Source organism: Telluria aromaticivorans (genome assembly GCF_013003915.1).
GTDB lineage: Bacteria > Pseudomonadota > Gammaproteobacteria > Burkholderiales > Burkholderiaceae_D > Telluria > Telluria aromaticivorans.
The window spans coordinates 213,390-232,863 of record NZ_JABAIV010000005.1 but is presented as its reverse complement, the minus strand read 5'-3'; the positions used below and the strand labels follow the sequence as shown (position 1 = coordinate 232,863).

The 19,474-nt window shown below is 65.1% G+C and carries 21 protein-coding genes; 10 read left to right on the top strand and 11 right to left on the bottom strand.

All coding sequences use genetic code 11. From position 1 onward, the window contains the following. Positions 1-12: 12 nt before the first annotated feature. Entirely contained in the window at positions 13-663 is a 651-nt protein-coding gene (locus tag HGB41_RS15755) for a 3-oxoacid CoA-transferase subunit B (protein ID WP_171086093.1), read from the bottom strand. After that, positions 651-1,331 carry a 3-oxoacid CoA-transferase subunit A gene (locus HGB41_RS15750; RefSeq protein ID WP_171086092.1) on the bottom strand — a complete coding sequence of 227 codons (681 nt, stop codon included), beginning with the start codon at positions 1,329-1,331 and terminating at the stop codon, positions 651-653. The genes HGB41_RS15755 and HGB41_RS15750 overlap by 13 nt, the downstream gene beginning before the upstream one ends. A gap of 194 nt (positions 1,332-1,525) precedes the next feature. On the opposite strand from HGB41_RS15750, the gene HGB41_RS15745 reads away from it, so the two are divergent. Further along, positions 1,526-2,338 (top strand): IclR family transcriptional regulator domain-containing protein, encoded by an 813-nt coding sequence (locus HGB41_RS15745; protein ID WP_229423059.1) that lies wholly within the window; start codon positions 1,526-1,528, stop codon positions 2,336-2,338. On the opposite strand, the gene HGB41_RS15740 is transcribed toward HGB41_RS15745, so the two are convergent. Further along, the gene (locus tag HGB41_RS15740; protein WP_171086088.1) at positions 2,301-3,953 is read right to left on the bottom strand and encodes an FAD-dependent oxidoreductase; all 1,653 of its coding nucleotides are present in this window, start codon (positions 3,951-3,953) and stop codon (positions 2,301-2,303) included. The genes HGB41_RS15745 and HGB41_RS15740 overlap by 38 nt on opposite strands. Beyond that, the gene (locus tag HGB41_RS15735; RefSeq protein ID WP_171086087.1) at positions 3,953-5,464 is read right to left on the bottom strand and encodes a polyamine aminopropyltransferase; all 1,512 of its coding nucleotides are present in this window, start codon (positions 5,462-5,464) and stop codon (positions 3,953-3,955) included. Before HGB41_RS15735 ends, HGB41_RS15740 begins: the two co-directional genes overlap by 1 nt. 65 nt (positions 5,465-5,529) lie before the next feature. On the opposite strand from HGB41_RS15735, the gene HGB41_RS15730 reads away from it, so the two are divergent. Genes HGB41_RS15730 through HGB41_RS15705 form a run of 6 tightly spaced genes read left to right on the top strand, consistent with a single transcriptional unit; the run spans position 5,530 to position 10,267 of the window. Further along, complete coding sequence (locus HGB41_RS15730) at positions 5,530-5,916, top strand: DUF350 domain-containing protein (RefSeq protein ID WP_171086085.1); 387 nt, start codon at positions 5,530-5,532, stop codon at positions 5,914-5,916. A gap of 39 nt (positions 5,917-5,955) precedes the next feature. Next, positions 5,956-6,981 carry an SPFH domain-containing protein gene (locus HGB41_RS15725; protein ID WP_171086083.1) on the top strand — a complete coding sequence of 342 codons (1,026 nt, stop codon included), beginning with the start codon at positions 5,956-5,958 and terminating at the stop codon, positions 6,979-6,981. A gap of 11 nt (positions 6,982-6,992) precedes the next feature. Beyond that, positions 6,993-8,441, top strand: a complete 1,449-nt coding sequence (locus HGB41_RS15720; RefSeq protein ID WP_171086081.1) for a DUF4178 domain-containing protein — start codon at positions 6,993-6,995, stop codon at positions 8,439-8,441. A 10-nt stretch (positions 8,442-8,451) separates the two neighbouring features. Then, a complete protein-coding gene (locus HGB41_RS15715) occupies positions 8,452-8,613 on the top strand; it encodes a hypothetical protein (RefSeq protein ID WP_171086079.1) in 162 nt (53 codons plus the stop codon). Between the two features lie 5 nt (positions 8,614-8,618). Beyond that, positions 8,619-8,969: an adenosylmethionine decarboxylase gene (gene speD / locus HGB41_RS15710; RefSeq protein ID WP_171086077.1), complete on the top strand. Its 351-nt coding sequence runs from the start codon at positions 8,619-8,621 to the stop codon at positions 8,967-8,969. Between the two features lie 50 nt (positions 8,970-9,019). Then, on the top strand, positions 9,020-10,267 hold the full coding sequence (locus tag HGB41_RS15705; RefSeq protein ID WP_171086075.1) for a CaiB/BaiF CoA transferase family protein: 1,248 nt from the start codon (positions 9,020-9,022) through the stop codon (positions 10,265-10,267). Positions 10,268-10,282: 15 nt separating this feature from the next. Here the strand turns inward: HGB41_RS15705 and HGB41_RS15700 are convergent, their stop codons facing one another. After that, a complete protein-coding gene (locus tag HGB41_RS15700; RefSeq protein ID WP_171086073.1) occupies positions 10,283-10,606 on the bottom strand; it encodes a hypothetical protein in 324 nt (107 codons plus the stop codon). Between the two features lie 299 nt (positions 10,607-10,905). On the opposite strand from HGB41_RS15700, the gene HGB41_RS15695 reads away from it, so the two are divergent. Both HGB41_RS15695 and HGB41_RS15690 read left to right on the top strand, forming a co-directional pair. Then, a complete protein-coding gene (locus HGB41_RS15695; RefSeq protein ID WP_171086071.1) occupies positions 10,906-11,820 on the top strand; it encodes a hypothetical protein in 915 nt (304 codons plus the stop codon). Positions 11,821-11,933: 113 nt separating this feature from the next. Continuing rightward, entirely contained in the window at positions 11,934-13,247 is a 1,314-nt protein-coding gene (locus HGB41_RS15690; protein ID WP_308788935.1) for a Xaa-Pro dipeptidase, read from the top strand. A 125-nt stretch (positions 13,248-13,372) separates the two neighbouring features. Here the strand turns inward: HGB41_RS15690 and HGB41_RS15685 are convergent, their stop codons facing one another. The 6 genes from HGB41_RS15685 to HGB41_RS23750 all read right to left on the bottom strand — a co-directional run bounded on the left by HGB41_RS15685 (position 13,373) and on the right by HGB41_RS23750 (position 17,376). Next, entirely contained in the window at positions 13,373-14,572 is a 1,200-nt protein-coding gene (locus HGB41_RS15685; protein ID WP_171086069.1) for an MFS transporter, read from the bottom strand. Between the two features lie 10 nt (positions 14,573-14,582). Beyond that, positions 14,583-15,455 carry a hypothetical protein gene (locus HGB41_RS15680; RefSeq protein WP_171086067.1) on the bottom strand — a complete coding sequence of 291 codons (873 nt, stop codon included), beginning with the start codon at positions 15,453-15,455 and terminating at the stop codon, positions 14,583-14,585. Between the two features lie 17 nt (positions 15,456-15,472). Further along, positions 15,473-16,261, bottom strand: a complete 789-nt coding sequence (locus tag HGB41_RS15675) for a hypothetical protein (RefSeq protein WP_171086066.1) — start codon at positions 16,259-16,261, stop codon at positions 15,473-15,475. Next, positions 16,258-16,767 (bottom strand): hypothetical protein, encoded by a 510-nt coding sequence (locus HGB41_RS15670; RefSeq protein WP_171086064.1) that lies wholly within the window; start codon positions 16,765-16,767, stop codon positions 16,258-16,260. Before HGB41_RS15670 ends, HGB41_RS15675 begins: the two co-directional genes overlap by 4 nt. A gap of 80 nt (positions 16,768-16,847) precedes the next feature. After that, positions 16,848-17,138 carry a DnaJ domain-containing protein gene (locus HGB41_RS15665; RefSeq protein ID WP_171086061.1) on the bottom strand — a complete coding sequence of 97 codons (291 nt, stop codon included), beginning with the start codon at positions 17,136-17,138 and terminating at the stop codon, positions 16,848-16,850. Between the two features lie 109 nt (positions 17,139-17,247). Then, positions 17,248-17,376, bottom strand: coding sequence for a hypothetical protein (locus tag HGB41_RS23750; RefSeq protein ID WP_267874202.1), 129 nt, complete (start codon positions 17,374-17,376; stop codon positions 17,248-17,250). 141 nt (positions 17,377-17,517) lie between these two features. Between HGB41_RS23750 and HGB41_RS15660 the strand changes: the two genes are divergently transcribed. Next, a complete protein-coding gene (locus HGB41_RS15660) occupies positions 17,518-19,272 on the top strand; it encodes a glutamine--tRNA ligase/YqeY domain fusion protein (RefSeq protein WP_171086059.1) in 1,755 nt (584 codons plus the stop codon). Positions 19,273-19,474 lie beyond the last annotated feature (202 nt).

Sequence of the window (19,474 nt, the reverse complement as noted above, 5' to 3'; positions counted from 1 at the left end):
CGATGCATCGCCTCAGGCGGCGAGCGGCTGGTGGATGAGCGGGATGCCGGTGATCCGCTCGAGTTCGGCGAAGGGCAGGCCATCGACGATCTCGCGCACGGCCAGCCCCGCTGGGGTCACGTCGAGCACGGCCAGGTCGGTATAGATGCGGCTGACGCAGGCCACGCCGGTCAGCGGATAGCTGCAGCGAGCGACGATCTTGCTGGCGCCTTCGCGTGTCTGGTGCTCCATCATGACGAAGACGCGCTTGGCGCCGATCGCCAGGTCCATCGCGCCGCCGACCGCTGGAATCGCGTCGGGCGCGCCGGTATGCCAGTTGGCCAGGTCGCCCTGTGCGGATACCTGGAAAGCGCCGAGCACGCAGATGTCGAGGTGGCCGCCGCGCATCATGGCGAACGAGTCGGCGTGGTGGAAATAGCTGCCGCCGGCCAGCAGGGTGACCGGCTGCTTGCCGGCGTTGATCAGGTCTTCGTCCTCCTCGCCAGGGCGTGGCGGCGGTCCCATGCCGAGCAGGCCGTTCTCGCTGTGCAGGAAAATGTCACGCTCGCGCGGCAGGTGCGCGGTGACCATGGTCGGCAGGCCGATCCCGAGGTTGACGTACGCCCCTTCGGGAATGTCGCGGGCGACGCGCGCGGCGATCTGGTCACGGGTCAGGCGTTGCATGGCTGCGCTCCTTGCAAAACAACATGCTGCACGAAAATACCGGGGGTGACGATGGCTTCCGGATCGAGTTCGCCCAGTTCCACCACCTCGCTTACCTGGGCGATGGTGCAGCGTGCGGCCATCGCCATGATCGGGCCGAAATTACGCGCCGTCTTGCGGTACACGAGGTTGCCCCAGCGATCGCCGCGCAGCGCCTTGATCAGCGCGAAGTCAGCGTGGATTGGGGACTCGAACACATAGTTGCGTCCGTCGATCAGGCGGGTTTCCTTGCCTGCGGCAAGATCGGTGCCGTAGCCGGTCGGGGTAAAGAAACCGCCGATCCCGGCGCCGGCCGCGCGGATGCGCTCGGCCAGGTTGCCCTGCGGCGTCAGCTCGAGTTCGATCTCGCCTGCCCGGTACAGGGCGTCGAAGACGTGGGAGTCGGCCTGGCGCGGGAACGAGCAGATGATCTTTCGCACGCGGCGCGCCTTGAGCAGCGCCGCGAGCCCGGTGTCGCCGTTGCCCGCGTTGTTGTTGACGATGGTGAGTTCGCGCGCGCCCTGGGCAATCAGCGCGTCGATCAGCGCGGAAGGCATGCCGGCCGTGCCGAAACCGCCGATCAGGACCGTCGCGCCGTCATGAATGCCCGATACGGCCGCCTCCAGCGACCCTGAAATCTTGTTGATCATGCTGACTCCTTCCCCGCACGCCTGACAGCCGTATGGTAATGACGCTGGTTGACAGTGTTCGATAATCGAACTAATGTTTGATTACAGAACAGATGCTTGAAGTGTAGGAGTCGTCCGGCCGATGACGCAAGCCTGTCGCGAAGGAATGTGTTCGGTTGCCGAACGGTTTTTGCTAATGTTGCATGGAGAAAAAAATGAGCGATTCCAGCCAGCCGGAGATGGATAGCGGCGCGCAGGAGGGTGAAGTCCCGGCCAGCGATCCCAACTTCATGCTGTCGCTGGCGCGCGGCCTGTCGGTATTGCAGGCCTTCAGCGACCAGCGCCGCAGCCTGACGATTGCCCAGATCAGCCACCGGACCGGCATCCCGCGCGCTTCGGTGCGGCGTTGCCTGCACACCCTGATCCAGCTCGGTTACGCAGAGGCGCACGGGAATAATTTTTCGCTCAAGCCGAAGGTGCTCTCGCTTGGCTACTCCTACCTGTCATCGACACCGCTGACGGTGTCGGCCCACCCCTACCTGAACCAGATCAGCCGCAGCCTGAACGAATCGTGTTCGCTGGCGGTGCTGCAGGACGATGAGGTGCTGTACGTGGGACGGTCGGCAGCCTCCCGCATCATGTCGGTCTCGCTGACCACGGGCAGCCGCTTGCCGGCCTATTGCACGGCACTGGGCCGCATGCTGCTGGCGCATCTGCCGCCGCAGGAGCTCGACGGCTACCTGGCACGCGTGCCGCTCAAGGCGATGACCGAGCGCACGGTGGTCAACCCGGAGCGGCTGAAGGAAATCCTGGAGGGTGTGCGCCAGGCCGGCTACGCGATGGTCGAAGAAGAGCTGGAAATCGGCCTGCGCTCGATCGCGGTACCGGTGCGCGGCGCCTCCGGCAATGTGCTGGCGGCCTTGAACATTGGCGCGCACGCGGCGCGCGTGTCAAACCGGAAGATGACGGAAGAATTCCTGCCCGTACTGCTCAAGGGCGCGCAGGATTTGTCGATCCTGCTGCCTTGATGCCGTCACCCGCTGGAGCCTTTGCCCGTTCGGCAGCCCGGCAGCCCCACCACGCGGCCTCTTCGAACACCGACAGGCCGGACAGGTCGGCATGGGCGAACAGGATCGGACCATCCGCCTCGCGCAGTGCCTTCAGTCCGGCATTCGAACGAAAGCCCGGCTGCGGCACCGCCATCGCATGCGCGCGCAGCGTAATGTCCACCCGTTCGACGCAAGGCGCAAACGCCCAGCCATACGCTTCCTTGAGGTCGCTGCCCGCCAGCTCCAGCAGCTCGGCCGCACTGGCCGCCTGCAGCCAGCGCCGCGCTTGGGCAGGGGTGCGGCTCGACAAAGCCGTATAAGCCGTGAACACCGTCTTCTCCGGCGGCCGCGAGCGGATGTCCTGGTGGGTCGAGACGACATAACCCAGCCCCCTGCCCCCATACACCACGTTGTCCCAGGCTAGAGGCGCCTCGGGTAGCTCGCGCGGGAAATCGCGCATCAGGAAATTCGACACCATCCATGGCGCGTAAGCCGGCAAGTGCGTGCGCGGATCGAAGCCGTAGCCTTCGATGTTTTCCACCACGCGGCTGGCCACGAACAGCGGCATGGCCAGAATCGCGCGGCGCGCCCGCACGAGGAAGCTGCGCGGTTTGCCTTCAACCAGCGTGAAGCACAGTGCTTCGACCTTGCCATCGACTTCGCGTACCGAAGCCGCCGTCCCCGCGCGCCGGCGCGCACCCGCGCGCGCCGCCAGCGCTTCGGCCAGCGGCGCCAGCCCGCCCGGCCAGGTCAGCAGCGCATTCTCGCCGGCATTCGCGGCCTGGCCCCAGCGGCCTGCAAAATAATGCAGGCCAGCCCAGGCGGACACGCTGTCGATGCCTGCGCCATAGTCGTCGCGGCAGCAGTAATCGAGATACCAGCGCAGGGTCGACGAGCGATAGCCTTTGTCGCCCAGCCACTGCGCAAAGCTGATCCGGTCCAGCGCGGCATATGCAGGATCGGCGGACGAGCGCACCAGCGGGAACACGAAGGCGCGCAGGCCGTCGCTGCCGCGCTGGCGGCGCAGACGGGCCATCTCGTCGAAGAACAGCTTGTGCTCGGCCGCGTCGGCGGCACTGGTGGGAACCAGGCCCTCCTGCCACTCGCCTTTGATTAGCAGGCGCTCTTCGGGCCCGTGCAGGATGAAGCGTTCGTCGTAGTAGGGCTTGTCGCCATCGGCGTCGCGCAGGATGATGCCGAGGTCCGCCAGCATCTCACGCACGTGGGTCGATTCCGGGCCGGGCAACGGCAGGTAATGGCCGCCGGTCGGACAGGCGAGATCGCCGTAATGGCTGCCGGCCGCATTTCCGAAGGCTTCGGGACCATCCAGCAGAAGGTAGTCGTCGTGGCCGAGCCGCCCCAGCTTCCAGGCTGCGCTCAGTCCAGCGATGCCGGAGCCGAGGATCACGATATCGGTTTCGATGACTTCGGAAGGCGCCGGCAATGCGCTGCGGTCGCGCAGGAAGTGCCCTTCCGCCCGCCCCGGCGTGTGCACCATGGACGTGACTTCCTGCCAGTGCATGAAGCCGGCGGCGCTCGCCAGGCCCGCAGCGCCGGCGCCGGCCGCCGTCACCAAAAACGAACGGCGGTCCATCAGCGGATCACCTGCTGCCAGTCCTCTTCGAATTCGCGCACCAGTGACTGGGTATCCAGGCGGTTCGGCGCCATCTGGCGGCGCGGCATGTCGGGCGGGAAGTCGAACATGGCGCGGGTGGTCTCCTTGGTGAGGTAGCGCATCGGCAGGCGGTAGCTCGACGGCGGCACGAAGCGGCCCTGGGGCGAAGCCATGATGAAGCCCCATTCGCCGAACGAGGGCACGTACAGGTGGTAGGGCCAGGTCTGCAGGCCGACTTCGCGCAGGGTTGCTTCGATGGTCCAGTAGGCGTTGGGCGCGAAGAACGGCGAGGTCGATTGCACCGCGATGAGTCCATTGGCCGCGACATGCTTGCGCAGCACGCCGTAGAAGGGCACCGAGTACAGCTTGCCGAGGGCGAAGCTGGACGGGTCCGGGAAGTCGACGATCACGACGTCGTACATGCCGGCTTCTTTCTGCAGCCAGATCGCGGCGTCCATGTTCACCACTTTTACACGCTTGTCCTTGAGCGCGCCGGCATTGAGCTTGACCAGTTCGGGACGGGTGGCAAAGGCCTTCGTCATGGCCGGGTCGAGGTCGACTAGCGTGACCTCTTGTACCTGCGGGTAGCGCAGCACTTCGCGCAGCGCCAGGCCGTCGCCGCCGCCCAGCACCAGCACGTTCTTCGCCCACGGGAGCGACTGCATCGCCGGGTGCACCAGCGCTTCGTGGTAGCGGTATTCGTCGCGCGACGAGAACTGCAGGTTGCCGTTGATGTAGAGCCGCAGGTCGTCCTTCCAGCGCGTGATCACCAGGCGCTGGTAAGGCGTGGTGGTGGAATACACGACTTCGTCGCCGAACAGCCCGTGCTCGCCCCACTCCACCATCCGGTCCGAGAAACTCAAGCCCAGCACCAGCGCGAGCAGCACGGCGCTGGCGCGGATCGCCTTGCCGCGCAGGTGTTCCAGCTCGGCGCGGAACACGTACAGGGTCCACATCGCCACGCCGACATTGAGCATCCCGAACAGGAAGCCGGTACGCACCAGGCCCAGGTGCGGCGCCAGCACCAGCGGAAACAGCAGCGACACCGCCAGCGCGCCGAGGTAATCGAAGGTCAGCACGCGGCTGACGATCTCGGCGAACTCGGTGCGGCGCTCGTTCAGCGCGCGCATCACCAGCGGCACCTCCATGCCGACCATGCAGCCGATCAGGAATACCGTCACGTACAGCACCGTGCGGAAGGGGGCCGGCATCCAGGTGAAGGTCATGAACAAGACCGCGGCCGAGACACCGCCGATCAGGCCGACCGCAAGTTCGATATCGATGAAGCGCGACAGCACGTCCTCGTCGCGCACATACTTGGAGAAGTGCGCGCCGACGCCCATGGCGAACAAGTAGCAGCCGATGATGGTCGAGAACTGCAGGACCGAGTCGCCCAGCAGGTAGCTGGACAGGGCCCCGGCGATAAGTTCGTAGGCGAGGCCACAGGAGGCAACGACGAATACCGAGAGTATAAGAATTCTTTTGGTCATGAAACGGCTTTTGTTCTAAGATCGCGCTGTGCTGCCATCCTGTCTATTTTTCTCTGGAGAATGTCGTGCCCGCCATCCTAAACTATGTGCTGCATCTTGCGACGGCAATTGCGCTGGTGCTCGCGTTTTTCGTGGTCTACACGCGGGTCACGCCTTACGATGAAATCCTGCTGATCCGCCAGGGCAACTGCGCTGCGGCGGTCTCGCTGGGCGGCACCCTGCTGGGTTTTTCGGTGACGATCGCCTCGGCGCTGATGCACACCGACGACTATTATGAATTCTGTGGCTGGGCCGGCCTGGCCATGCTGATCCAGGTGCTGGTGTTCGTGATCGCCACCCGCCTGCTGCGCATGTCGAAGGACCAGGTCGAGGCCAACAACGTCGGCTTCGGCATCCTGCTCGGCGCCATTTCGCTGTCGATCGGCCTGGTCAACGCGGGCAGCATCTCTTGACACCAGTAGTCACCCATTGCGCATAAAAGAGGACCCATCATGTCTATCGGCTCATTCATCAAGAAGCAGTTTCTCGACGTCTTGCAGTGGAACGAGGAAAGCGAAGGCACCCTGGCCTGGCGCTACCCGATGGAAGACTTCGAAATCCAGAACGGCGCCACCCTGGTGGTGCGCGAGTCGCAGGTTGCCGTGTTCGTGGACGAAGGCCGCATCGCCGACGTGTTCGGCCCGGGCACCCACCGCCTCACTACCTCCACCCTGCCGGTGCTGACCAACCTGAAGAACTGGGACAAGCTGTTTGCCTCGCCCTTCAAGTCGGACGTGTACTTCTTCAGCACGCGCGTGCAGACCGGCCGCAAATGGGGCACGCCGCAGCCAGTGACGATCCGCGACAAGGATTTCGACATGATCCGCGTGCGCGCCTTCGGCATGTACTCGTACCGCATCGCCGATCCGCGCCTGTTCTTCACCGAGATCAGCGGCACCCGCGGGTCCTACACGCGCGACGAGGTCGAAGACCAGCTGCGCGGCCTAATGCTGGCGACCATGGCCAATTCGCTGGGCGCCTCGAAGATCGCCTTCCTCGACATGGCCGCCAACCAGACCCTGATGGCGCAGCAGATCCGCGGCGACCTTACCGCCGCGTTCGCGCGCTACGGCATCGGGCTGGACGAATTCAATGTCGCCAGTGTCAGCCTGCCGGAAGAACTGCAGGCTGCGCTCGACGAGCGCATCTCGGCCGGCATGAAGGCCAGCCTGGGCGCGGACAAGATGGGCGGCTTCACCCAGTTCCAGGTGGCCAGCAGCATCCCGCTGGCGGCCCAGAACGAAGGCGGTATCGCCGGCATTGGCGCCGGTGCAGGGGCCGGCATCGCGATTGGCCAGGCCATGGCCCAAGGTATGACGGGGGCGTTTGCACCGCCGCAGCCCGCCAGCGTGCCGGCTGGGAGCGAGTCGATCGAAGACCGCCTGGCCAAGCTCAAGGGCCTGCTCGACAAGGGGCTGATCTCGCAGGGCGACTACGACAGCACGAAGGCCGAGCTGCTCAAAAAACTGATCGGCTGAGCGGCGCCTAGATGCAGAACGTTTCCTGTCCTTCCTGCGGCGCACCGGTCGGGTTCCGCTCGCACGCCTCCGTTATGGCGGTGTGCGAGTTCTGCCGCGCGACCGTGGTCAAGGATGCCGGCGCGGTGCAGGACCTCGGCAAGATGTCCGAGGTCCTGGAGGATTATTCACGCGTCCAGGTCGGCACAGCGGGTGTGCTGGCTGGCCGCAGCTTCACGGTGATCGGCCGCATCCAGCTGCGCTATGACGCGGGCATGTGGAACGAGTGGTACCTGCTGTTCGACGATGGAACCGATGGCTGGCTGGGCGATACCTCCGGCCAGTACGTGCTGACCACGAAGCGCGAGCTGGCGCCCGGCTGGCCGGCTTTTGAGGCGATCAAGGTCACGCGCCAGTACGACATCGGCTTCGGCCCCTATGTGGCCTCCGACAAGCGCGTGGCCAGGTGCTCCGGCGGCCAGGGCGAGCTGCCGTTCCGTGTCGGCGAAGGCTGGGAAGCGCGCGTGGCCGATTTCCGGCGCGGCCCGAGCTTTGCCACCCTCGACTATTCCGACGGCGACACGCCGCTGCTGTATGCCGGCACTGCGGTGACGCTGGAAGGCTTGAAATGCCAGCTGCTGCGCGACGACGAGCAGATCAAGGCCAGCGCCGGCAGGTACCGCGGCAAGGTGGACCTGCTGCAGTGCCCTTCGTGCGGCTCGTCGATCCGCTACCTTCCCGGCCTGGCCACGCAGTGCGTCTGTCCGTCGTGTGCCACGCCCCTGGATGCGTCCTCGCCCAGGACCGAGGTGCTGCGCAAGGGCGAACAGCACGAGCGCGTGCCTTTCACCTTGAGTCTGGGCGCCAACGCGAAAATCGGCGCGGTCGACTACCGCGTCCTGGGCCTGATGCGCCGCGAGTCAAACGAAGGCGATACCTGGAGCGAATACCTGCTCTACTCGACCCAGGGCCCGTTTTTCTGGCTGGTCGAAACCGATGAAGGCTGGTCGCGTTCCGACGTGATGGACGACTGGCCGACGCCGCCCCTGCCGGCCATGGGGAGGGTGCAGGTGGACAATGTCGACTACGAGCGCACCTGGGTCTACCAGGCGCGCGTGGTGTATGCCGCCGGCGCCTTCAACTGGCGCGTCGCGGCGGGCGACATGGTCCATGTCGCCGAGTACGAGCATGGCCAGGGCGGGCTGGCGGCGGAACACACGGCCGAAGAACTGACCTGGTCGCGCTCGACGCCGGTCGCCTTGGACCAGGTGCGCGCATGGTTCAAGCTGCCGGCGCCGGCCAAGGCGATGAAAGGGGCCGAGGGCGCGTCGACCGGCCGCGACATCGCCTGGAAAACGCTGTTGTGGATCTTCGGCCTGAACTTCATCCCGCTGGTCTTCAACTTCGGCGCCACGCTTGCATGGATCCTGGTCGGGACGGTCGCGCTGTTCCTGCCGCTGCTGCTGGCGCCAGAAAAATGAACAGGCAAGCATGAGAACCAAATTCCTCCTCTACGCCATCGTGGTCACGCTGGTCACGACCATCATCTGCTGGGTCAGCATGGCGTCCTCGACGCGCACCGGCAGCGGCAACAGCTGGCGCACGTATGGCAGCGGCAGCGGCGGCAGCTATTCCGGCGGTGGCCACAAGTGAGCACCATGCACCGCCCTGCCGGCATCCACTTGCTGGCCGACCTGGCCGGCATCGACGCCGCCCTGCTGGTCGACCCGGCCGCGCTCGACGCACTGCTGCGCGAAGCCGCGCTGGCAGCCGGCGCTCGCGTCCTGCACAGCCACTTCCACACCTTCGGGCCAGGTGCGGGCGTGACCGGCGTGCTGCTGCTGGCCGAATCGCACATCTCGATCCACACCTGGCCCGAGCACGGCTTCGCAGCCGCCGACGTCTTCATGTGCGGCGACGCCCAGCCCCAGCGCGCCCTCGACGTGATCGCCTCGGCGCTCCAGCCGGGCTCGCGCTCCGTGCAAACCATCGCGCGCGGGCAGCTATAATCCGGCCTCGTCCCCCGATCGACTTTCAGACTACTCCCAGCAGGAACCAGATGACGCACTCTCCTTCCGCCACACTGCCGAAGGCGCTCGGCCACATCCGCGTGCTCGACCTCTCGCGCGTACTTGCCGGCCCGTGGTGCTCGCAGAACCTGGCCGACCTTGGCGCCGACGTGATCAAGATCGAACGTCCCGGCAACGGCGACGACACGCGTGCCTGGGGGCCGCCGTATGCGAAAGACGACGAGGGCCGGGACACCAGCGAAGCCGCCTACTACCTCTCGGCCAACCGCGGCAAGCGCTCGGTGACGGTGGATATCGCCAGCCTTGATGGCCAGGCCCTGCTGCGCGACCTGGTGCGTCATTGCGACGTGGTGCTGGAAAACTTCAAGGTCGGCCACCTGAAGCGCTACGGCCTGGATTACGACACGCTCAAGGGCATCAGGCCCGACCTGGTCTACTGCTCGATCACTGGCTTCGGCCAGGACGGCCCCTACGCGCACCGCGCCGGCTACGACTTCCTGATCCAGGGCATGGGCGGCCTGATGTCGGTCACCGGCGAACGCGACGACCTGCCCGGCGGCGGCCCGCAAAAGGCCGGCGTGGCCCTTACCGACCTGATGACCGGGATGTATGCCACCGTGGCCGTGCTGGCCGCCCTGACCCACCGCGACCGCACCGGCCAAGGCCAGCACATCGACATGGCCCTGCTGGACACCCAGGTGGCGATGCTGGCCAATATGGGCAGCAACTACCTCAACAGCGGCAAGCCGCCCAAGCGCTGGGGCAATGCGCATGCCAACATCGTGCCCTACCAGACCTTCGCCTGCGCGGACGGCCACATCATCGTCGCGACCGGCAATGACGGGCAGTACCAGAAATTCGTTGAAGCGGGTGGCCGCCCGGAGCTCGCCAACGACGCGCGCTTCGCCACCAATCCGCTGCGCGTGCAGAACCGCGACACCTTGGTGCCGATGCTGGCGGAGATGGTGATGGAGCGCGGCCGCGACGAGTGGATCGATCTGCTGGAATCGGTGGGTGTGCCTTGTGGGCCGATCAACGACATCGGCGACGTATTCGCCAATCCGCAAGTAAAGGCGCGCGAAGTCGCATTCGAGCTGCCGCACCCGACCGCGGGCAAGGTGAAACTGGTGCGCAACCCGATCAGGATGTCGGCCACGCCCGCGACCAGCGACAAGGCGCCGCCCCTGCTGGGCCAGCACACCGACGAAGTATTGGGCGATGTGCTGGGCCTCGGCGAGGCGGAGATTGCCGCATTGCGCGGCAAGGGCGTGGTCTGACTTTATCCAGCCGGCTCAGTGCAGCTGGTGCTTCAGGTCCGACAGCACGTCATGCACCCGCGTCACCACCGAGGCCACCTGCGGCGATGGCTGTGAGCTGCGCACCATGCGCTTGGCATCGTCGCCCATTTCCTCGAGGCGGTCGATGCATTCGATGATGCGGTTCTGGTCGTTCGAGCGCATCACGCGTTCTGCGGCCGGCATTTCGTGTGCGATCTTCTGGATGCAATCGCGGATATCCGCAGGCGCGCCCTGGTCGTTCCGGGTCACTTCTTCGGCCTGGTTGATGGTCTGCTGGATCTGGCTGAAACGTTGTTGAATTTCGGCAGGTTGTAGCATGATGAGCTCCTGAAAGTGGTGCGGTGATACCGCTGGACTTAATCACTTTAGACCTCTACACGGCGATTTCAAGCAAGCATTTCAGCGGTGCGCGCGTCAACCATGGGTCAGATGAGAACCCAGGTCGGCAGTCGCGAGCAGTTGCGCCTGGATCCGACACTATCCTCCAATAACTAGATGCGGATCAAACAGGGCAGATGGAAAAGTTCGCGCGTACCTGCGACTTCAGGGGTTGTCAGAAACGCTGAGTCACTACAATTGCTGAGTTGACGATCGTTCACTCCGCCCCTGGTGACGCCATGACTGTTCACGCATTCGCGCTGCGACGTGCGCTCCCCCGATGCTTCCGCAGCTTCCTGCAGCGCTGCGCGGCCGCTGCATGCGCGGCCTTTCTCTTCGCCGCTGCCCTGCCCGTCCACGCTGCCAGCTCGGTCGAAGTCGTCAACGTGATCCTGACCTCGCGTTTCCTGGAACAAGAGCGCTGCGACAACCTGGGCTTGGTCAACATCGGGCTGCTGCAAGGACTGCACCGCGGCGTCGGCGTCAACATGCGCCCCGAACTGTCAGCTGCGCAGGTGCGCGAGATCGCCACGCGCTATGTCGAAATCAACGAACAGCTGTGCAACGCGCTCACGCCGATGTTTGCCGAACACGACGCCTGGGCAAGCAACTACGAGAAATATGCGCGTTCCAACCTGTCGAATAAAGCCTGGGATGAGTTTCTTGCCGACGAGCGCGCGGTGAAATGGGCGGGCATCGCTGCCCGCTTCCGGACCGAGTTGATCATTCTCAATAATGCGGTCGACCTGGTCCTGGCACTGCGTCCCGATGCCTTCAATCCCGACTCGAGGCAGATGCGCGGCCTGCTGTTGCCGGAAAAGCGCAAGCTGCTCGACGACATCCGCCGGGTGTCCCTGACCGATGACGAAGCGAAGGTCAGGCTGATGCTGGCGACCTCGCAGGACCAGCCGGCGTTTCGCGCGATGCTGCCCGCACGCTTCAACCTGGATAGTCTGGTCATCATCGAAACCAAGACCCGCCAGATCGGGCTGCAGCTCGTGAATGGCTACCGCGTCCATTTCGACGAGCTGTATAACCACGGCACGCGCATGCTCCTGTTCACGACCGATAACAAGCCCACTGGACCGCAGCTCGATTCCACCGTCCGTACCGCAAGCACGCAAATCAAGGCCCTGGCGTCGAAGTACCGCTAGCGCCCGGTTCCTTACCCCGCAAATTTCTTTTCCAGCCTTACGCGCATCTGGACGCTGGCAGCGACTATCTGTATAAGTTGCAACTTGTCCATAAAACACGTAAGGGGAATCTTTTGGATCGCAAGCACCGCTCGACATCGCGCATCGCCCTGTTCTGCCTGGCTGTACTCAGCTCCTCCGGCGCGCTGGCCGCCGACGTGATCATCACCGCCGACCGCCTGCTCGACGTGCGCGCGGGACGGATGATCCGGAACCCGGAAATCCTGGTCCGCGACGGCAAGGTCGTCAGCATCAAGCCGGACGCCGCGTCGGATAGCGCGCCGGCTGGCGCAGACGCCGGCATCGGCGCGACGCGTATCGCCCTGCCGGGCATGACCCTGGTCCCCGGCCTGATCGACATGCACGTGCACCTCGATTCGGACCCGACCTACGGTGGCTACACCAACCTCGAATACAACGACCGCTTCTGGTCGGCCCTGAGCGTGGTCCATGCGGGCAAGACGCTGGATGCGGGCTTCACGACGGTGCGCAACCTGGGCGCCTCCGACTGGAACGACGTCGGGCTGGGCCAGGCCATCGCCGCCGGCAAGGTACGCGGCCCGCGCATCGTTCCGGCCGCGTGGTCGTTCGGGCCGACCGGCAGCCACTGCGACAGCACCTATTTCCCGCCATCGATGGAAGAGAAAGGCCCGTACAACGCCGACGGTCCCGACGAAGTGCGCAAGTCGATCCGCGCGCTGCGCAAGTACGGCGCCCAGGTGATCAAGATCTGCGCCACCGGTGGCGTCTTCTCGCGCAATACCGAACCCGGCCAGCAGCAGATGAACCTGGCGGAGATGCGCGCCGCGGTCGACGAAGCCAGGCAATGGGGCTTGCAGATCGCAGCCCACGCCCATGGCGCGGCCGGCATCAAGGATGCGATCCGGGCCGGCGTCAACACGATCGAACACGCCAGCCTGATCGACGACGAAGGCATTGCGCTGGCCAGGAAGCACGGCGCCTGGCTGTCGATGGATATCTATAACGGCGACTACACCGCGGCCGAGGGCAAGAAAAACGGCGTGCTCGAAGATAACCTGCGCAAGGACCGCGAAGTCACCGACATCCAGCGCCAGAATTTTAAAAAGGCGCATGCCGCGGGGGTGAAGATGGTCTACGGGACCGATGCCGGTGTCCATCCGCATGGCGGCAACGGCAAACAGTTCGCGGTGATGGTCAAGTACGGCATGACGCCGCTGCAGGCGATCCAGGCGGCCACCATCAATGCCTCGGAAGCGCTGGCGCGCAAGGACGTCGGCGTGGTCGAGGCGGGACGCTTCGCCGACATGGTGGCCGTGCAGGGCGACCCCACCGTAAACGTGGCGCTGCTGGAGGCGCCGGCGGTCGTGATCCAGGGTGGTGTGGTGGTCAAGCGCGCGGCGCCGTAAGGGGCGTCGCGGCCTTGGACAGTGAATCGTAGGGTGGTCGGCTATGCCGACCGCGCGTCCAGCCAGATCGTGCGTTGCCACAGTGCGGACCGGAGTTGAACGCGCGGTCGGCGGAGCCGACCACCCTACGAGACAGGCGCCAGCCGGCGCAGCCGCAGCGCGATCCTTATCGCTACCCCTAACAGCGCCGCCAGCACCCCGATCACGCCGTTCCAGCCCCAGTGCTCCCACACATAGCCGGTGCCCCACCCGATCACGCTCGACCCCACGTAATAGCTGAAGAGATAAATGCCCGAGGCCAACGCCTGCGGCGGCCGCGCCCTCCTCCCCACCCAGCTGCTGGCCACCGAATGCGAGGCGAAGAAGCCGAAGGTGGCCAGCCCGGTGCCCAGCACCACCGCCAGCACCGAATCGTGCAGGGTCACCAGCAGCCCGGCCAGCATCACGCCCAGCACCAGCCACAGCACGTTGCGCCGTCCCAGGCGGTCGGCCAGCTTGCCGGCCCACATCGAGCTGACGATGCCAAGCAAATAGAGCAGCGAGACGGCGCCCACCGCGCTCTGGCTCAGCTTGAATGGCGGGGCCAGTAACCGGTAGCCGATGTAGTTGTACAGGCTGACGAACACGCCCATCAGCAGGAAGGGCAGCACGAACAGCCACGGCAGGCCTTCGTCGCGCAAATGGGTGCGCAGTCCGTCGAAAAAGCCCGGCGCAGGTAGCCGCTGGACGCCCGCGTGGCGCGAGGGCGGCAGGCTGCGCGAGAATTCCCAGGCCGCGTACAGCCCGGCTACCCCCAGCAACCCGACCGCGATGCGCCACGAGGTGTAGTCGCTGATGACTGAGGACAGCACGCGCCCGCTCATGCCGCCAAACGCACTGCCGCTGATGTACATGCCCATCGACAGGCCGAGCGAGGAGCCTTCGATCTCGTCGCTGAGGTAGGCCATCGCCACCGCGGGCAGGCCGCCCAGCACCAGCCCCAGCAGCGCACGCGCGCCGACCAGCTGGTAGTAGTCGACCGCGAAACTGGAGAGCAGCGTCAGCAAGGCGCCGCCGACCATTGAAGCGATCATGATCTGCTTGCGGCCGATGCGCTCGGCGAGAAAGCCGGAGGCGAGCAGCGCCACGGCCAGCGTCGCGGTGGATACCGACAGCGCCAGGCTGCTTTGTGCAGGAGTGAGGGAAAAGTCGCGCGCCAGCAGCGGCATCAGCGGCTGGACGCAGTAGAGCAAGGCAAAGACGGAGAAGCCGCCAAAGGCCATCGCGCGGTTGATGCGGCGGAAGTCTGCACTTCCGGCCGCGATCGGACCACGCGCGCCCGTCATGACAAGGACGTCACGGCAGGTCCGCGTCGAGCTCGGAACCGGCGTAGTTTTCCAGTTCCCCGAACAGCTGCTTCATGGTCGCCTTGGTACCGATGTGTTCCAGCACCGTGCAGTGCTGGCGGTAGGTGGCGATGCGCTCGGCGATGACGGCCTGGTGCGCCGGCGGGATGCGCGCCATCAGCTCGGCCCAGCCGGCCTCGAAGTCCGGCTTGTTCCTGCGCACCGACTTGACCAGGCGCTCGAACTCGCGCTGGCCGGTGCGGGCCGTGATGCGGCCGCCCGCTTCCACCGCGAAGATGATGGCCAGCGCGATCACGCCTTCGGCATTCAGGTCCGGGTCGTTGATCGGGCCTTCGTAGTGGTGGCGGCGCAGCCACTGGGCCGCGCGCACGATCGCCTGCACGCCCTGGCGCTGCTTGAGCTGGCTGAGGTAGCGCTCGTAGCCGGACCAGGTCTCGCCCGGATCGGCCGTGCACAGGTCGACGAACAATTCCTTCAGGCGGCGCTGCGCATACACCGGGTCGGTGTCGTACTCGCCCACCAGGGTATCTTCCGGCATCGCCGACAGCTCGCGCACCATGCGGAAGCCCGCCTGGAACACGGATTCCGCGCCCTCCTCGATCAGGACGTCGAGCGCATCGAGGTCGTCGTCGGTATCGACCTCGTGCTCGAGGCCGAGCGACACCCCGCCCACCGTCAGCAGCAGCGCGCGCTGTATGCCCTCGGCGGTGCGGTCGTTGGTGAACTTCTCGGCCACCATCGCGGTGATCCCGCACAACTCGTCGGCCAGCGCCTCGGTTTCATCTGGCGTGGCTTCGAGCGGCAGCAGCTTGATCGCGCGCACCAGGCGCGGCAGCGTTTCGACGACGAGCGCGGGCAGCATGGTTCCTGGCGTCCCGCTCACGAGAAGATGTCCGTGCCTATGCTCCTGCGGGTACTGCGGCGCGGCATGGTGCGCACCGACGGCACCTGCTTGCGCAGGCGGTACAACAGTTCGCGCGTATTGCGCTGCATGAAGGGCGACTCTTCGTCCGGATCGTCCGGCAGTTCGACGTCGGCCATCTCGGCGCTGTGGCGGAATTCCGGGAACAGCTCGAGCAGCGAACGCTCCCAGCCGTCTTCGCTGGCCTTGGCCAGGTCGATCGCCAGGGGCACGATGTCACTGTCGCCGCTGGTCTGGCCGGTCACGTAGCGGCCCTTGGACAGGATCTCGCCTGCCACCTCTAAAATTTCGCGCGGCGCCAGCGACCACATGATCGCGAACACGGTGGCGCCGTGGTCGGTGGCCGACGCCTCGAGCAGCAGTTCGTGACGGCGATCTTCGTCCTCGTTGGCGTAGACGATGCCGTGCACGTGGTTGAACAGGTTTTCGGCGATGCGCTCGGGATCGTCCTCGATCATGTTGTCCGGCCAGGTCGCGGCGATATAGGCCAGGCTGTCGGCCCAGGCTTTCGGCGGGACCAGCATGGTCGCGAGCGAGGTCTTGCCGCCGTCGAAGCCCGACAGGTGCAGTGCGGTCACTTGCGGCGGCAGCGTCGACAGCACTTCGACCACGGCGTAATCGCCATGCTCGTCGGCCGCCTTCGAGAACGCTTCTTCGGCGTGGTCGAGCGAGCCGGCCAGCACCAGTTCGCTGACCTGGCGGGTCAGCGCCGGCAGGTTGCTGCCTTGCTTGGATTCGTCGCTCATTCGCGCTCTCCTCCGTCCGGATCGAACAGCTGGGTGAAGTCGTCGGTGGCGGCGTTGTCGTCCATGTCGTCGTCGCCCTCGTCGCCTTCGCCGAGGCGGTCGAAATCGCGGTCTTCGTCTTCCCAGCGCGACTGGTTCTTGTACAGGAAGGCTGTAATGATGGCCTGGCGCGCCAGTTCCGGGTAGTTGGTGGTCATTGCCGCGTACATGGCGCTGCCTTCTTCGCCGTCGCATCCGGCCATCGCGAACACGCTCGCCGGATCGCTGCCTTCGTAGTCGGCCGCTTCACGCAGCAGGCCTTTCGGATCCTTGAACTTGATACAGTCAACGAGCGCGAAGGCCATCAGGTTGACGTCGTCCAGGCCCGAGCCGCTCGCGTATTCGGACACCAGCGCGCTGACCATCATGTTGTAGTTCTTCTTGTTGGGCGGATCGCCCAGGGTGCCCTCGATCTGCCCGTCCAGTTCGCGCGACTGGAACGAGAATTCGGGATGTACGTTTTTCATGGTGTGTCCTGTTGATTCATTGGTGGGGCGCCGCTGGAAACGGGCGCCGGCCGGCCGGGGCTACAACCCAGTGCTGCAGCTCAGTGCTGTAAATTCACGCCATTCAGCGCGAACACCGAGCGCCACAGCTCGTAGGCCTCGGCCTCGGCATCGAGCACGATACGGTGGTTGACGCTCTGGTTGTACTCGGCGCGCTTGACCGGGTCGGACAGGATCTCATAGGCCTTCGACACAGCCTTGAAGCGCGCCTCGGCTCCGGGCGCCTGGTTGCGGTCCGGGTGGTAGCGCATCGCCAGGGAACGGTAGACCTTCTTGATCTCGTCGTCGCCGGCATTCGGGGCGACGCCGAGGATCGCGTATAAATTTTCCAACTGACACTCTCCCGGCTAGGGCCGCAAGCAATACGGCAGCTTCGGCAAAAACGAGATTATCCTATAGAAAACGATAACGTGGCGAAGCTGCCCCACGGGAGCGTCTGGCTTAGTGATGGAGCGGCGTGTGCGGGGGCGGCAGGCCTGGGCGCGGGGGCGGCAATGGCGGCAGCGACATGCCGGCCTGGGCCAGCAGCCAGGCGCGGACCAGGTCCGGGTGGGTGACGAGGGTTTTCATGGTGGGACCTTGCGGATGGACTGAGTTGTCCCAAGTATGTTCCCGGCCAGGGCGCCGCTCCGTGCGCTCCACCACATAGGAGGCCGCCTGCCATCCGCGTACGGTAAAATGTGCGCAACTTACCCATCCAGACCCTTTTTCATGAGCAACGAAAAGAACAACCCGGCGCCAGGCCCTGCAGCTCCGTCGAATTTCCTGCGTGCCATTATCGACAATGACCTCGCGGCCGGCACCCATGCCCGCGAAGGCATGCCGCAAGTAATTACGCGCTTTCCGCCGGAGCCGAACGGCTACCTGCACATCGGCCATGCCAAGTCGATCTGCCTGAACTTCGGCCTGGCGCGCGACTACGCCGGCCGCTGCCACCTGCGTTTCGACGATACCAATCCCGAGAAGGAAGACCAGGAATACGTCGACACCATCATGGACAGCGTGAAATGGCTGGGCTTCTCGTGGGAGCAGGGTGGCGAGGAATTCCTGCACTACGCCAGCGACTATTTCGACAGGCTGTACGAGATGGCGGAATACCTGATCCGCGAAGGCAAGGCCTACGTGGACAGCCAGAGCGCCGAAGAGATGGCGAAAAACCGCGGCAACTTCGGCACGCCGGGCACCAACTCGCCCTTCCGCAACCGCCCGGTCGAGGAGTCGCTGCAACTCTTCCGCGACATGAAGGCCGGCAAGTACAAGGACGGCGAACACATCCTGCGCGCCAAGATGTTCGAGGAGGCCATGGCCTCGCCGAACATGACCAACCGCGACCCGGCGCTGTACCGCATCCGCCATGCGCACCACCACCGCACGGGCGACGACTGGTGCATCTACCCGATGTACGACTACACCCACCCGATTTCGGATGCGCTCGAGTCGATCACCCATTCGATCTGCACGCTCGAGTTCCAGGACCACCGCCCGATGTACGACTGGCTGGTCGACATGCTCACCAAGGGCGGCTTCTTCGCGCCGCCGGTGCCGCGCCAGTACGAGATGGCCCGGCTGAACCTGACCTATGTCGTCACCAGCAAACGCAAACTCCGCCAGCTGGTCGACGAAGGCGTGGTCACGGGCTGGGACGACCCGCGCATGCCGACGATCGTCGGCCTGCGCCGCCGCGGCTATACGCCGGAATCGATCCAGCTGTTCTGCGAGCGCATCGGCGTCTCGAAGGCCGACGGCTGGATCGACATGAGTACGCTGGAAGGCTCCCTGCGCGACGACCTCGACCCGAAGGCGCCGCGCGCCATCGCGGTGCTGCGCCCGTTGAAACTCATCGTCGACAACTTCCCGGAAGGCGAGTCGCACCCGTGCACCTCGCCGGTCCACCCGCACCATCCCGACATGGGCGTGCGCAGCTTCCCGTTCACGCGCGAGCTGTGGATCGAGCAGGAAGACTTCATGGAAAACCCGGTCAAGGGCTACCACCGCTTCACCCCGCCGAAAGACGGCCAGCCAGGCAGCCGCGTGCGCCTGAAATACGGCTATGTGGTCGAGTGCACCGGTTTCGATACCGGTGCGGACGGCAAGGTGACGGCGGTCCACGTGAACTACTTACCTGACTCGAAGTCGGGCACTCCTGGTGCGGACACCTACAAGGTCAAGGGAAACATCACCTGGGTCAGCGCCGCGACCGCGCTGGAGGCTGAAGTGCGCCTGTACGACCGCCTGTTCACGGACCCGAACCCGGATGCCGGCGGCAAGGACTTCAAGGCGGCGCTCAACCCGAACGCCCTGGAAACCGTGACCGCCTACCTGGAACCGGGCATGAAGGATGCCGTGGCCGACCAGCGCTTCCAGTTCGAGCGCCATGGCTACTTCGTGGCGGACCGCGTGAACTCACAGCCGGGCAAGCCGGTGTTCAACCGCGTGACGACGCTGAAGGATAGCTGGGGGAAGTAAGTCTTCCTCGAAGGCACTGCTGACGCAAGGCCGGCAGCTGTTATTTGTTCGGGGGGAACGATGCCGGCGGCATTGTTCTCCCCTTTTTCATGAGCCCTCGCGTCCCAGATCCGGCTGAAACGTTTCCAGTTCCTTACGCACGTTGGTTTTTTGGTAAACCTATCTGAGCTGATAGGTACTTTGCCCACTAAACACGCTTAGC